This window comes from Pseudonocardia tropica (assembly GCF_040105315.1).
In the GTDB taxonomy this organism is placed as follows: domain Bacteria; phylum Actinomycetota; class Actinomycetes; order Mycobacteriales; family Pseudonocardiaceae; genus Pseudonocardia; species Pseudonocardia alni.
Genome location: NZ_JBEDNP010000010.1, coordinates 188937 through 202629, shown reverse-complemented (window position 1 = coordinate 202629; position 13693 = coordinate 188937). Strand labels below are relative to the sequence as shown.

General features: G+C 71.7%; 11 protein-coding genes. 2 read left to right on the top strand and 9 right to left on the bottom strand.

Going from position 1 to position 13693, the window contains the following annotated elements; genetic code table 11:
* Positions 1-36 precede the first annotated feature (36 nt).
* On the top strand, positions 37-1572 hold the full coding sequence (locus WHI96_RS18205) for a CoA-acylating methylmalonate-semialdehyde dehydrogenase (protein WP_345644100.1): 1536 nt from the start codon (positions 37-39) through the stop codon (positions 1570-1572).
* Between the two features lie 361 nt (positions 1573-1933).
* On the opposite strand, the gene WHI96_RS18200 is transcribed toward WHI96_RS18205, so the two are convergent.
* Positions 1934-2425: an alpha/beta hydrolase gene (locus tag WHI96_RS18200; protein WP_349302415.1), complete on the bottom strand. Its 492-nt coding sequence runs from the start codon at positions 2423-2425 to the stop codon at positions 1934-1936.
* Here WHI96_RS18200 and WHI96_RS18195 point away from each other — a divergent pair.
* Positions 2411-2707: a peptide deformylase gene (locus tag WHI96_RS18195; RefSeq protein WP_349302414.1), complete on the top strand. Its 297-nt coding sequence runs from the start codon at positions 2411-2413 to the stop codon at positions 2705-2707. The genes WHI96_RS18200 and WHI96_RS18195 overlap by 15 nt on opposite strands.
* Positions 2708-2760: 53 nt before the next feature.
* Here WHI96_RS18195 and atzF read toward each other — a convergent pair whose 3' ends face one another.
* From atzF to urtA, 8 genes are all read right to left on the bottom strand, one after another.
* Entirely contained in the window at positions 2761-4491 is a 1731-nt protein-coding gene (gene atzF / locus WHI96_RS18190; RefSeq protein WP_345644109.1) for an allophanate hydrolase, read from the bottom strand.
* Complete coding sequence (gene uca / locus WHI96_RS18185) at positions 4488-8081, bottom strand: urea carboxylase (protein ID WP_345644112.1); 3594 nt, start codon at positions 8079-8081, stop codon at positions 4488-4490. The genes atzF and uca overlap by 4 nt, the downstream gene beginning before the upstream one ends.
* Positions 8082-8089: 8 nt before the next feature.
* Positions 8090-8836 carry a GntR family transcriptional regulator gene (locus tag WHI96_RS18180; RefSeq protein ID WP_345644115.1) on the bottom strand — a complete coding sequence of 249 codons (747 nt, stop codon included), beginning with the start codon at positions 8834-8836 and terminating at the stop codon, positions 8090-8092.
* Positions 8837-8854: 18 nt separating this feature from the next.
* Complete coding sequence (gene urtE, locus WHI96_RS18175) at positions 8855-9559, bottom strand: urea ABC transporter ATP-binding subunit UrtE (protein WP_345644118.1); 705 nt, start codon at positions 9557-9559, stop codon at positions 8855-8857.
* Positions 9556-10347, bottom strand: coding sequence for an urea ABC transporter ATP-binding protein UrtD (gene urtD / locus WHI96_RS18170; protein WP_345644121.1), 792 nt, complete (start codon positions 10345-10347; stop codon positions 9556-9558). Before urtD ends, urtE begins: the two co-directional genes overlap by 4 nt.
* On the bottom strand, positions 10344-11471 hold the full coding sequence (urtC, locus tag WHI96_RS18165; RefSeq protein ID WP_345644126.1) for an urea ABC transporter permease subunit UrtC: 1128 nt from the start codon (positions 11469-11471) through the stop codon (positions 10344-10346). The genes urtD and urtC overlap by 4 nt, the downstream gene beginning before the upstream one ends.
* Complete coding sequence (gene urtB, locus WHI96_RS18160; protein ID WP_345644131.1) at positions 11468-12352, bottom strand: urea ABC transporter permease subunit UrtB; 885 nt, start codon at positions 12350-12352, stop codon at positions 11468-11470. Before urtB ends, urtC begins: the two co-directional genes overlap by 4 nt.
* 80 nt (positions 12353-12432) lie before the next feature.
* On the bottom strand, positions 12433-13644 hold the full coding sequence (urtA, locus tag WHI96_RS18155; protein ID WP_345644134.1) for an urea ABC transporter substrate-binding protein: 1212 nt from the start codon (positions 13642-13644) through the stop codon (positions 12433-12435).
* Between the last annotated feature and the right edge of the window lie 49 nt (positions 13645-13693).

Genomic DNA, 13693 nt, shown 5'->3' with positions numbered 1-13693 from the left:
CGAGCGAGACACCGCCACCGCCCGAGAAGAGGAAGCATGACGAGCACGCTCACCGACCAGGCCGGGGCCCCGGCCGACACCCTGCCGACGCTGCACCACTGGTCGGCCGGCGCGAAGGTGGAGGGAACCTCCGGCCGGTTCTCCGACGTCACCGACCCGGCCACCGGCGCGGTGACCGCCCGGCTGCCGCTGGCCTCCGAGGCCGAGGCCGCCACGGTGATCGCCGCCGCGAAGGCCGCCTTCCCCGGCTGGCGCGACACCAGCCTGGCCAGGCGCACCCAGATCCTGTTCCGGTTCCGCGAGCTGCTCAACGCCCGCGCGCCCGAGCTGGCCGAGCTGATCACCGCCGAGCACGGCAAGGTCGCATCCGACGCCGCCGGCGAGGTCGCCCGCGGCCAGGAGGTCGTCGAGTTCGCCTGCGGGATCGCGCACCTGGTCAAGGGCTCGGCCACCGAGAACGCGTCGACCAGGGTCGACGTCCACTCGATCCGCCAGCCGCTCGGGGTGGTCGGGATCATCAGCCCGTTCAACTTCCCGGCCATGGTCCCGATGTGGTTCTTCCCGATCGCGATCGCCACCGGCAACACCGTCGTGCTCAAGCCATCGGAGAAGGTCCCCTCGTCGGCGCTGTGGATCGCCGAGCTGTGGCGCGAGGCCGGCCTGCCCGACGGCGTCTTCAACGTCCTCAACGGCGACAAGACCGCCGTCGACGCGCTGCTGACCAGCCCGGACGTCAAGTCGATCAGCTTCGTCGGCTCCACCCCGATCGCCCGCCACGTCTACGAGACCGGCACCGCGCACGGCAAGCGGGTGCAGGCCCTGGGCGGGGCGAAGAACCACATGGTCGTGCTGCCCGACGCCGATCTCGACCTGGCCGCCGACCAGGCGGTCAACGCCGGGTTCGGCTCCGCCGGCGAGCGGTGCATGGCCATCTCGGCGCTGGTGGCGGTCGGCGAGATCGCCGACACCCTCGTGCAGAAGATCGCCGACCGGGCCGAAGGCCTGCGGACCGGGGACGGCCGGCGTGGCTGCGACATGGGCCCGCTGGTCACGCGGGCCGCCCAGGAGCGGGTGACCGGCTACATCGACGCCGGCGTCGCCTCCGGGGCCACCCTGGTCGTCGACGGGCGCACCGGTGAGTTCGACGCCGACGGCACGGGCTTCTTCGTGGGCCCGACGCTGTTCGACCACGTCGAGGCCGAGGCCGGCATCTACACGGACGAGATCTTCGGCCCGGTTCTGTCGGTGCTGCGTGTCGACACCTACTCCCAGGCCGTCGACCTGATCAACGCCAACCCCTACGGCAACGGCACGGCGCTGTTCACCAACGACGGCGGCGCCGCGCGCCGGTTCCAGAACGAGGTCGAGGTCGGCATGATCGGCATCAACGTGCCGGTGCCCGTGCCGATGGCCTACTACAGCTTCGGCGGCTGGAAGAACTCCCTGTTCGGCGACACCCACGCCCACGGCACCGAGGGCGTGCACTTCTTCACCCGCGGCAAGGTCGTCACCACCCGCTGGCTCGACCCCAGCCACGCCGGACTCAACCTCGGATTCCCGACCAGCACCTGACCCGACCCGACGGGCACCCCTCGACGACGGGTGCCGCCGGGCTGCTCCCGTGGCTCGCCGCCCGGGACACGCGTGCGGGTGGCGAGGTTCGAGCACGCCCGTGCTCACCGCACTTTCCGGCGTCGACGACGGCACGGATGGCCCGCGCCCTGCTGGTGCGGCGTTGATTGACGAGCGGGTCCGCGAGGGCGCGCGGCGGATGCCGACAGAAGCCCGTGCAGGCCGAGGGTCGACGACTACATCGCCGCGTTCGGCGACGAACGCGACGAGCACGGCCGCCGGCTGATGGTGCGCAACGGCAGCCACCAGCCCCGACAGGTGCTCACCAGCGCGGGGGCGGTGGAGGTGGCCGCGCCGCGGGTCAACGACCGGCGCACCGACCCGCAGTCCGGCGTTGTCGAAACCGACCCTGAAGAGCACCATCGACGGACGTTCTCGGACCTCCTCCGGCGCCTCTGCCTGCGACGACCACTGCAGCACCCACTGTCGAGAAATCCGCGGCGGCGCCCTGCGTCTCGGCGGTGCGCTGCTGCGCCGCGGTCTCCGGGGTCGGCACCGCGGCGGTGACCGGGTCGGCGCCGAACCAGCCCTGACGGTAGCCGTCGCCGATGCTGAGCGCCGACGCCGTCGTGACGGCCTTGATCCGGTGGTCGGTCATCGTCGCGGTGACCGCGTACGCTCCACCGGCGCAGATGCCCAGTGCGCCGACCCGGTCGGCGTCGACGTAGTCCAGCGACTGCAGGTGGTCGACCGCCGCGCGGACGTCCTCCACACGTGCCGAGGGGTCCTCCAGGAAGTGCGGCTCACCGCCGACATCGCGGGATCGTGTGCAAACCCGATGGTCGAGCTTCATCCCGAAGCCACCATGGCCGTGGCCGAGGAAGGCTGCCTGTTCCTGCCGGGCGCACATCGACCGCTCGCACGACCCGACTTCGCCGTCTGCCGGGGGCTCGACCACAACGGCCACACCGTCGTCGTGCGGGGAACAGGAACCCTCGCCCGGTGTCTGCAGCACGCGACCGACCACCTGAACGGCATCGTCGTGGAGGATCACCTGTCTCCCGGCGAGCGCAGTGAGCCACGACGTCAGCACGCCACCGTGGCGGCGGATGTCCCGGCGACCTGGCCGACCTGAACCGCGGAGCCGCGGTCCCGGACCGGACGGAGCCGGCGGGCCGGGACGCCGACTCACCGGCTCGCGGCGAGATAGGCGCGCCACCCACCGAACTCGGTGATGTCGGCGCCCTTGTCCCCCGCGTCGGCCGCGCAGCCGAAACCGACGACCCAGCTGCCGTCGGCCAGTTCGACCCGACCGAGGCTCATGGGCGCCGGCAGACCGGACAGGAAGGCACCCAGGCCGGCGCAGGACAGGTCCCACAGCTCCCCGGCGATCGGGGCGCCGTCGCCCGTCCGTACCAGGCCCGGTTTGGGGGGCTCCGTGTCGAGGGCGACGAGTCGATAGGCGGCCGAGGTCACGGTCTCACCACGGAACCGAGCACCGAGGTCGGCGAGCTGCCGGTTCAGCGGCTGCCCCCGTAGATGGGCGCCGACGACGAGGATCGTGGTGGTGTCGTCGGTGAGCAGCGGCCCGGGCGGCACGCTGAGGATGCGTTCGGCCACATCGAGGACGACGTGGTCGTGCATGCTCGGTCCGAGGAGCATGACGCCGAAGGGGCCGTCTCCGGCCGACGCGGCCGGTATGGCGACCGCCGGGAGGCCGAGCAGGTTGGCGAAGTTGGTGAAGGCGCCCAGGCGCTGGTTGATCGTCAGCGGTTCGGCGGCGACCTCCGCGATCGTCGGGTGCTCGGTCGTGGTGGGGAGCATCAACGCCGAGCACCGGGTGAAGATCGACTCGGCCACGCGTGCGGCGTCGCCGACACGCTCCAGGTCCGCGGCGAAGGCATGGGCCCGGAGGTCGGCGGCTCGGCGGATGATGCCGGACACGACCGGGTCGGCCCCGGCCGGACCGGTGTCGAGGAAGGCGCCGACGGCGGTGTACCGCTCGGCGACCAGGGCGCCGTCGTAGAGCAGGGTTGCCACGTCGAGCAGCGCGGAGACGTCGACCTCGACGGTGTCGACGCCATTCGCGCGCAGATCGCGGACAGCGGTGTCGAACGCGTGCCGATACCCGTCGCCGACCGCGACGAGGTCCGCCGCCCGCGGGACGCCGACGACCGGTCGTCGGGGCGCGGCGAGCCGGACGTCTGTCGGCCACGGCCGACTCCGCGGATCGGCCGGGTCGACCGCGGTCAGCGCGGCCATCGTCCGCCGGGCCGTAGCGAGGTCGGCGGCGAAGACGGTCACGCAGTCGTAGTCGGCGCAGGCCGGGACGACACCACGACAGGAGACCAGCCCAGGCGTCGCCTTCATCCCGACGATCCCTTGGAATGCGGCGGGGACCCGGCCCGACCCGGCGGTGTCGGTGCCGAGGGCGATGTCGACGAGGCCGAGTCCGACGGCGACGGCCGACCCGGAGGACGACCCGCCGGAGATGCGTTCGGGGTCCCAGGAGCACCGGACCGCGCCGTAGGGGCTGCGGGTGCCCACCAGCCCGGTGGCGAACTGATCCAGGTTGGTCTTGCCGAGCACCAGGGCGCCGGCGGCCTTCAGCCGAGCCACGGCCGTCGCATCCGCATCGGGTCGGTAGGCGAACTCGGGACAGGCCGCGGTGGTGGGCACGCCTGCGACGTCGATGTTGTCCTTCACCGCGACCAGCAGCCCCGCCAGCGGCAGCTGCTCGTCGGCAGCGATGCGCCGGTCGAGCGCCTTCACCTCGTCGAGGACGTCGGCCTGCGGTCGCAGAGTGATCCAGACCTCCGGACGGTCCGCGGCGGCGATGCGCCGGTAGGCTTCCCGCACACGCTGAGCCGGTGCAAGCTCCCGGTCGATCCCCTCGACGACATGCGTGTCGATGCTCATTCTGTCCTATCCTCGATGACGACCAGGCAACGGCCGGGCCCGACCTGCGCACCCGGTGCGACGTGCACCGAGTGGACGACACCGTCGACCGGTGCCGGGACGGCCATCTCAAGCTTCATGGCTTCCAGGGTGACCAGCGGGTCCCCCTGAGCGACGATGTCGCCGGCGGCGACATGACACCGCCAGACGCCCGCCGGCATCGGTGCCTCGACCGCCACCGCCCCGGGCGGAACGTCCACTTCGGCGGCGGCCGTCATGGTCGGTTCGGGTGCGTTCGTGCGCCCCAGCTCACCCGACGCCCGCCACGCGTCGCGCTCGACCGCGAACGCGGCGCTCTGGCGTCGCTCGAACTCCGCGATGGAGTCGGCGTGACGGGCGAGGAAGGACCGGTGCTCGGCGAGGGAGAACTCCCCCTCGGTGATCTCGGGCCGCGCCCGGCCCGCGGCGAAGGCGGCGCGCTGCTCGGCGAGCTCGTCCGGGCTGACGGAGTACCAGCGGATGCGGTCGAAGAAGCGGAGGAGCCACGGAGTGCCCGGCTCGAACGGTGGGCGCTGGCGGTAGCCGGACCAGATGGGGATGGTGCGGCCGACCAGCTGGTAGCCGCCGGGTGAGTCCATCCCGTACACGCAGAGGTAGGTGCCGCCGATCCCGACGGTGTCGGCGGCGGTCCAGGTGCGGGCGGGGTTGTACTTGGTGGTGACCAGGCGGTGCCGCGGGTCGACCGGCACGGCGAGCGGGGCGCCGAGGTAGACGTCGCCGAGGCCGAGAACGAGGTACTCGGCGTCGAACATGACCTTTTCGACGTCGGCCGCGCTGTCGAGACCGTTGATGCGCCGGATGAACTCGATGTTCGACGGCAACCAGGGCGCGTCCGCACGGACGCCGGCGGTGTACCGCTCGATCGCCGTCGTCACGACTGGATCGTCGAACGACATCGGTAGCCGGATCGTGCGGCTCGGCACGACGAGATCGTCGGTCGCGGGGAGCGACTCCTCGATCTCGGTGAGCAGCCCGACGAGCGTCCTGACCGGCAGGACGTCCGGGTCGACGTGCACGTGCAGGGAGCGCACCCCGGGGGTCAAGTCGATCAAGCCGCCTGGGGCGCGCTCCCGCAACGACTCCGCGAGCGCGTGGACCCGCATGCGCAGCCCGAGGTCGAGCACCATGCCGCCGTACTCGACGAGGACGTTGTCGTCCCCGCCGCGGCGGTAGACCACCGCCGGGTTCGACCCTGCCGCCGCGCGGCGGACCGGCACGCCGTCGTCGCCGTCGGTGCCGGTAGGTAGGCCCGCGGGGAGGGTAAGGCGGGCCCGGGCGTCGTCGTCGCGGAGCCGGTCGGCGGTCGGTGCCGGGACGGGGACGAAGCGGACGGTGTCGCCCGGGCGGATCTGACCGAGCTTCCAGCGGTGGCCGCGCGCCACGGTGAGTGGGCAGGCGAACCCGCCGAGGCTGGGGCCGTCCGGGCCGAGCAGGATGGGGGTGTCCCCGGAGACGTTGACCGCTCCGACGCTGTAGGCGTTGTCGTGCAGGTTCGACGGGTGCAGTCCCGCGTCTCCGCCGTCGGGTCGCGCCCACTGCGGGCTCGGGCCGGACAGCCGGATCCCGGTGCGGTTCGCGTGGCTCTGCACCGTCCACGCCGTCGCGTAGAACTGCGTCATGTCGTCGCGGGTGAAGTACTCCGGCGCCGGTTGCGGCCCCTCGACAACGGCGAGTTCCCAGTCGTGGGTGAGCTCCGGCCGGGTGATCGCGGCGGAGGCGTGCCCGATGGGCACCGTGCCGGGAGTCAGCACGTCCCCGGAGGCCAGGGCTCGGCCGGTGTAGCCGCCGAAACCGCCCAGGGCGAAGGTCGAGGCGCTGCCCTGGAACAGCGGCACGTCGAGCCCGCCAGCGACGGCCACGTAGGTGCGCAGGCCGCTGTCCGCCGGTGCTCCGATGTCCAGCAATCCACCGGCCGCCACCGCGATCGGCGTCCACATGTCCACCGGTTCGCCGTCGAGGGTCACCGGCGCCGCCGCCCCGGTCACGCAGACCCGCGCGGGCGCGGTGAACCGCAGCGACGGTCCGGTCAGCGTCGCCTCCAGGCCGGCGGCGCCCTCGATGTTGCCGAGCAGCCGGTTCGCGATCCGGAAGGACAGGTCGTCCATCGGCCCCGACGGCGGAATCCCCACCTCCCACCGGCCGAGGCGCCCGGGCAGGTCCTGCACCGTGGTCATGGTCCCACCGCGCAGGACCTCGATCCGGGCCCCGGGCACGGCGAGACCGGCCAGAGTGGAGGTGGTGTGCCGGGCGGTGCGGACGGTGTCGGTGCCGACCGCGCCGCGCAGCTGGTCGAGGTTGGTCGCGACGCCGTCCACCGACGACGCGGCCAGCGCGTCGCCCAGCGCGTCGAAGGCGGCGGCGCGGTCAGGGCGGTGAACGACAAGCTTGGCCAGCATGGGGTCGTAGTGGTGGCTCACGACGGTGCCGGTCTCGACCCAGCCGTCCACCCGGACGTCGGCGGGGAACTCGACCCGGGTGAGCAGACCGGCCGAGGGCCGGTGGTCCCGAGCGGGGTCCTCGGCGTAGACCCGGGCCTCGACCGCCACCCCACGGATCGGCGGTCCGGTGTCGGGGACATCGGACAGGACGTCGGTCTCGCCGCGGGCAAGCCGGATCATCCAGGCGACGAGGTCGACCCCCGTGACGGCCTCGGTGACCGGGTGCTCCACCTGCAGCCGGGTGTTGACCTCCAGGAACGACGCCTCACCCCGGTCGGTGTCGTAGACGTACTCGACCGTGCCCGCCGAGCGGTAGTGCACCGAGGCCGCCAGGCCGCGGGCGGCCTCGGTGATGCGCGCCTCGACCTCGGTGGGCAGCGCCGGGGCCGGGGCCTCTTCGACCACCTTCTGGTGCCGTCGCTGCAGGCTGCAGTCGCGGGTTCCCAGACTGACGACCCGACCGGCACCGTCACCGAACAGCTGGACCTCGACATGGCGGGCCCGGACGACGTAGCGCTCGCAGAACACGCCCGTGGAGCCGAAGTGGGCGGCCGCCGTCCGAGCGACGGTGTCGAAGGCGTTCGGGACGTCGGCCGCCGTGTGGCAGATCCGCATGCCGATGCCGCCGCCGCCACCGACCGCCTTGAGGATGACCGGATAGCCGATCCCGTCAGCGGCGGCGACCGCGTCCTGTGCTGAGTAGAGCAGCCCGGATCCCGACATCAACGGCACCCCGGCGGCTGCCGCGGCCTCCCGGGCCGCACGCTTGTCGCCGAAGGTGCGCAGCTGCGCCGGGGTCGGTCCGACGAACACGATGCCGGCCCGGGAGCAGGACTCGGCGAAGTCTGCGTTCTCCGACAGAAAACCGTATCCGGGATGGATCGCGCCCGCGCCGGTGGCCACGGCGGCCTCGAGGACCACGTCCGCGCGCAGGTAGGACTCCGCCGACGGCGCGCGACCGATACGGACCGCGTCGTCGGCATCGAGGACGTGCAAGGCGTCCGCGTCGGCGTCGGAGTGCACGGCCACGGTGCGCAGACCGAGGGCCCGCGCCGAGCGGATGATGCGCCGGGCGATCTCGCCGCGGTTCGCGACGAGGAGGGTGTCGAACACGATGCTCCTCAGGTGATGACAGGTGGTGCGGCGTCCGGCAGATGGGAGTTCATCGCGACGAGGGCACGGGTGGCCCGCTCGAGCACGATCTCCAACGAGGCACCGATGTGCTCGTGCAGCAGGCGCTGCGCGGTCTCCAACCGACCGTCGAGGACGCGTTCGACGATCTCGACGTGTTCGTCGATGGAGGTCTCGATCCGGCCGGGGACGATGAAGTCGTACATGCGGATCCGCCGGATCCTGCGGTTGACGTCGACCAGGACGGTGACCAGCTCCGGATTGCCCGATGCAGTGAGTAGCGCGGCGTGGTAGCGCTCGTCGAGGAGTACGAACTCCGGCGACGGCTCCGGCGGGTCGGCTCGCAGCTCATACCAGTACCGCAGCTCGGACTCCAGCGTCGCGACGTCGTGATCGACCTCCGGGTTCTCGATGCAGCGGGCGATCCCGCGCAGCTCGACCGCGATCCGGACCTCGTAGAGGTCCCGGATCCTCGCGAGCCCGGGTACGACGACCGAGTAGCCGTAGTCCTCGCGCTGCAGCAGGCCGTCGGCGACCAGCCGGGTCATCGCGTCGCGGATCGGGGTGCGCGACATCCCGAACCGCTTGGCGAGCCTGGGTTCGGTGAGCCGCTCGCGGGCGGAGATCTCCCCGTTCAGGACGGCGTCACGCAGCTCGGTGTAGGCCCGTTCCCGCAGCGGGGCCGGCTGGTCACCCGGTGTCGCGACGGACGTCATGACGGTCTCGTTCTCATCCACAGGCCCATGATCCGCCGCTCAGATGGCCATCGCGGTACGCACGTCGCGGGCCGACCCGGCACCTCCCGCCCCCTGCGACGCGATGCGCCCCGAGGCGAGCACGTAGTACTGGTCGGCGACGTCGAGGGCGAACCCGACGTGCTGCTCGACCAGCAGGACCGCGAGCCCGCCGCGGCCGGTCAGCTCGACGATGGTCCGCTCGATCTCGGTGACCACCGAGGGCTGGATCCCCTCGGTCGGCTCGTCGAGCACGAGCAGCCGAGGCCGGGTGATCAGGGCGCGCGCGATGGCGAGTTGCTGGCGCTGGCCGCCCGACAACAGCCCCGCCTGCCGCCCGATCAGGCCCTTCAGCGCGGGGAACAGGTCGAGCGCCTCCCCGATCGCAGCCCGGCCGTCCCGCCGGCCGTCCGCGACGACCTGCAGGTTCTCCCCCGCGGTCATCTGCCCGAAGGACTGCTGGCCCTGCGGGACGTAGGCCAGCCCGCGGGTGACGCGCCGGTTCGGGGCCCACCCGGTGACGTCCTCGCCGTCGAGCCGGATCCGCCCGGCGGTCGCGGGCAGCAGGCCGGCGGCGGCGCGCAGCAGCGTCGTCTTGCCCGCGCCGTTGTGTCCCAGGACGGCGGTGACGCCGTCGGTGCGCACGGTCAGGTCCACCCCGTGGACCACGGTGGTGCGGCCGTAGGCCACGTCGAGAGCCTCGACGGTCAGCACGGAGTCGCTCATCGGGCCACCTCCTTCCCGAGGACGATGGCCGCGGTCTCGGCGGAGTGGTGCCCGGGACCCAGGTAGACGTCCTGGACCTTCGGGTCGGCCTGGACCTGAGCGACGCTGCCCTCGGACAGCACCCGTCCGCCGTGCAGGACGGTGACCGACCGGGCGAAGGACCGCATGAAGTCCATGTCGTGCTCGACGACGACGACGGTCCGCTCCCCGCTGATGCGCTGCAGCAGCCGTCCGGTCTCGTCCTTCTCCTCGGCGCTCATCCCGGCGACCGGCTCGTCGAGCATGAGCAGCCGGGCGTCCTGCACCAGCAGCATCCCGATCTCCAGCCACTGCTTCTGGCCGTGCGCGAGCACCCCGGCCGGGGTGTCGGCGTGCGCGGTCAAGCCAACGATCTCCAGGGCCTCGGCGACGGCGGCGGGGACCTCGCGACGGCGGCGCAGCAGCGTCCACACCGACCGGCCGGCACCGGTGGCGATGTCGAGGTTCTGCAGCACGGTGAGTTCCTCGAACACCGTCGCGGTCTGGAAGGTGCGGCCCACCCCCTCACGGGCGATCCGGTGCACCTTGCGCCCGAGCAGCTCCTGGCCGCCGAACCGGACGGCCCCGGTCCCCGCGACCAGGCCGGACACGGCGTCGATCAGCGTGGTCTTGCCCGCACCGTTGGGGCCGATGAGGAACCGCAGGTCGCCGGCGTCGACGGTGAGGTCGACGTGGTCGACCGCGACGAAACCGCCGAAGGTGACGGTCAGCTCGCGGATGGTCAGGTCGCGCGGATTCGGGTCGGTCACGGGGTCGTCCTTCCGGTCGCAGCGGGCTGGGGATCCGGCTCGGTCGCCGGGCCGTCGGTATCGCCTGCGTGGGCGCCCCGGCGGCGGCGCACCGCGACCAGTGAGGCGATGCCGCCCGGCAGGAACGCGATGACCAGCATGAACATCAGGCCCTGGGCGTAGGTCCAGCCCGACGGGAACTGCTCGGACAGCGTCGTTCCGGCCCAGGCGACGGCGATGGCGCCGAGCACCGGCCCGGCCAGCGTGGTGCGGCCGCCGATCGCGACCCCGATCAGGAACCCGATCGAGGGGACGACGCCGACGTCGTTGGGCGAGACGATGCCGACGATCGGCACGAACAGCGCGCCGCCGATCCCGGCCGTCATCGCCGCGAGGGCGAAGGCGACGGTCTTGACGGTGGCAGGGTCGTAGCCGAGGAAGCGGACCCGCTCCTCGGAGTCGCGGCAGGCGACGAGCAGCTCGCCGTAGCGGCTGACCATCAGCTGGCGGACCCCGGCGACCATCGCCAGCAGGACCCCCGCGGCGATGAAGTACAGCATCAGCCGGTTGGCGGGGTCGCGCAGCGAGAAGCCGAAGAAGCCGACGAAGTTGTTGAGCCCGGTCGAGCCGCCGGTTGTCGTCGGGTTGCCGATGAGCAGGATCGCGAAGGCCGCGGCGAGCGCCTGCGAGAGGATCGCGAAATAGGCGCCCCGGACCCGGCGGCGGAACGTCGCGAGCCCGAGCACGGTCGCGACGAGCGCGGGCAATACCAGGATGGCGACGAGGGTGACGACCGGGGACCGGAACGGCTCCCACCACCAGGGCGGCCCGTCGGAGGTGATCAGGGTCATGAAGTCCGGGGTCTCGCCGGGGCCGGCGTCGGCGAGCTTGAGGTGCATCGCCATGAGGTAGGCGCCGATGCCGAAGAACACGCCCTGGCCGAGGGTGAGCATCCCGCCGCGTCCCCAGGCCAGGCCGATGCCGACGGCGACCATCGCGTAGCAGAGGTACTTGGCGAGCAGCCCGAGCCGGAAGTCGGTCAGGACTGCGGGTGCGACGGCGAACAGGACCACCGCGGCGGCGAGGAACCCGAGGCCGACGGCGTAGCGGCCGCGCAGCAGTGTCGTGACGGTCGAGGTGCTCATACCAGGCTCCTCGTGCGGAGGGCGAAGATCCCCTGCGGCCGGAACTGCAGGAACGCGACGACCAGGGCGAGGACCAGGACCTTGGCGATCGACGCCGAGGTGGAGTACTCGATCCAGGACTGGGCGACGCCGAGGACGAACGCGGCGATGATCGCGCCGCGCAGCTGACCCAGACCGCCGACGATGACGACGAGGAACGCGTCGACGATGTAGCTCGTCCCGAGGTTCGGCGAGATCGAACCCATCAGAGTGAGCGCGACCCCGGCGACGCCGGCCAGCCCGGACCCGATGAAGAACGTCAGCATGTCGGTGCGCCGGGTGGAGATCCCGGAGGTCTCGGCGAGCTGGCGGTTCTGCACGGTCGCCCGGATCCGCCTGCCCAGCGAGGTGTACTTGAGCAGCGCGAGCACGACGCCGACGGCGAGCAGCGACAGCACCAGGATGAACACCCGCGACCGCGGGAAGTCGAACCCCAGGATCTCGATCGGCCCGGACAGCCACCCCGGCGCCGGGACGTCGACGCCCGCGGTGCCGAACACGTCGCGGGCCGCCTGCTGCAGCACCAGCGAGACACCCCAGGTGACCAGCAGGGTGTCGAGCGGGCGGTGGTACATGCGGCGCAGCAGGGTCGCCTCCAGCACGACGCCGAGCAGTCCGCCGATGAGGAAGGCGAGCGGCAGGGACAGCAGCAGCGACAGCCCGGCCGCGCCGAGGGCCTGCTGCACGACGAACGCGGTGTAGGCGCCGGCCATGATGAACTCGCCGTGCGCCATGTTGATCACGCCCATCTGCCCGAAGGTCAGGGCGAGGCCGAGCGCGGCGAGCAGCAGGATCGAGCCGACGGACAGTCCGTTGAAGATCTGGGTGACCAGGATTTCCATGGGTTCTCCGAACCGCGGGAAGGTCCGGTGCGCCGCCGGACGACGGCGCACCGGTCCACCCGCGTAGCGGTCGGGACGGGTCAGCCCGCGAGGCCCGAGGCCCAGGGGTAGGACTTGAGGTAGGGGTCCGGCTCGATCGGCTTGCCGGAGGTCCAGTCGGTGTAGATCAGCCCGTCGGGACCGATCTTGCCGATCAGCGCGGTCTTGGCGATGTGGTGGTTCTCGCCGTTGACCGTGACCGTGCCCTCCGGGGCGTCGAAGGACACCCCGCCCGCGGCGGCCTGGACGTCGGGCACCGCGAAGGACTTCGCCTTCTCGACCATCGCCTTCCACAGGTACAGCGAGGTGTAGGCGGCCTCCATCGGGTCGGAGGTGACCTTGTCCGGGCCGTACTTCGCCGTGAAGTCGGCGACGAACTTCTTGTTCACCGGGGTGTCGATGGTCTGGTAGTAGTTCCAGGCCACCGGCTGGCCGACGATGTTGTCGACACCGATGCCGCCGACCTCCTCCTCGGCGATCGACACGCTGAGCACCGGCATCGTCGCGGCGGTCAGACCGAGGTTCTTGTACTCCTTGAAGAACGCGACGTTGGAGTCGCCGTTGAGGGTGTTGAACACCGCGTCGGCGTCGGCGTCGCGGACCTTCGCGGTGATGGTGGAGAAGTCGGTGTGCCCGAGCGGGGCGTACTCCTCGCCCTTGATCTCGATCCCGTTCGCCGCCGCGTACGCCTTGATGATCTTGTTGGCGGTCTGGGGGAAGACGTAGTCGCTACCGACCAGGAACAGGCTCTTGGCGCCCTTCTCCTTCAGGTAGTCCAGGGCCGGGATGATCTGCTGGTTGGTGGTGGCGCCGGTGTAGAAGATGTTCTTCGACGACTCCAGGCCCTCGTACTGGACCGGGTAGAACAGCAGCGCGTCGTTGGACTCGAAGACCGGCAGCATCGCCTTGCGCGAGGACGAGGTCCACCCGCCGAACACCGCCGCCACGCAGTCGGACTGGATCAGCTTCGTCGCCTTCTCGGCGAAGATCGTGGGCTCGGACGCCCCGTCCTCGGCGACGATCTCCAACTTCTTGCCCATGACGCCGCCGGCGGCGTTGATCTCGTCGGCCGCCATCGCGAGGCTGTTGTAGACGGTGTTCTCACTGATCGCCATCGTGCCCGACCGCGAGTTCAAGAACCCGATCTTCACCGAGTCACCGGAGGTGTCCACACAGGACGCCGCGGCCTGACCGCCGCCGCCGGCGTCGTCGACTCGGGCGCCGCAGCCGGCGACACCGAGCCCCAGAGACACCAGCGCAAGCCCCGCGAGGGCGCGTTGAATCCGCTTCATACTTCCCACA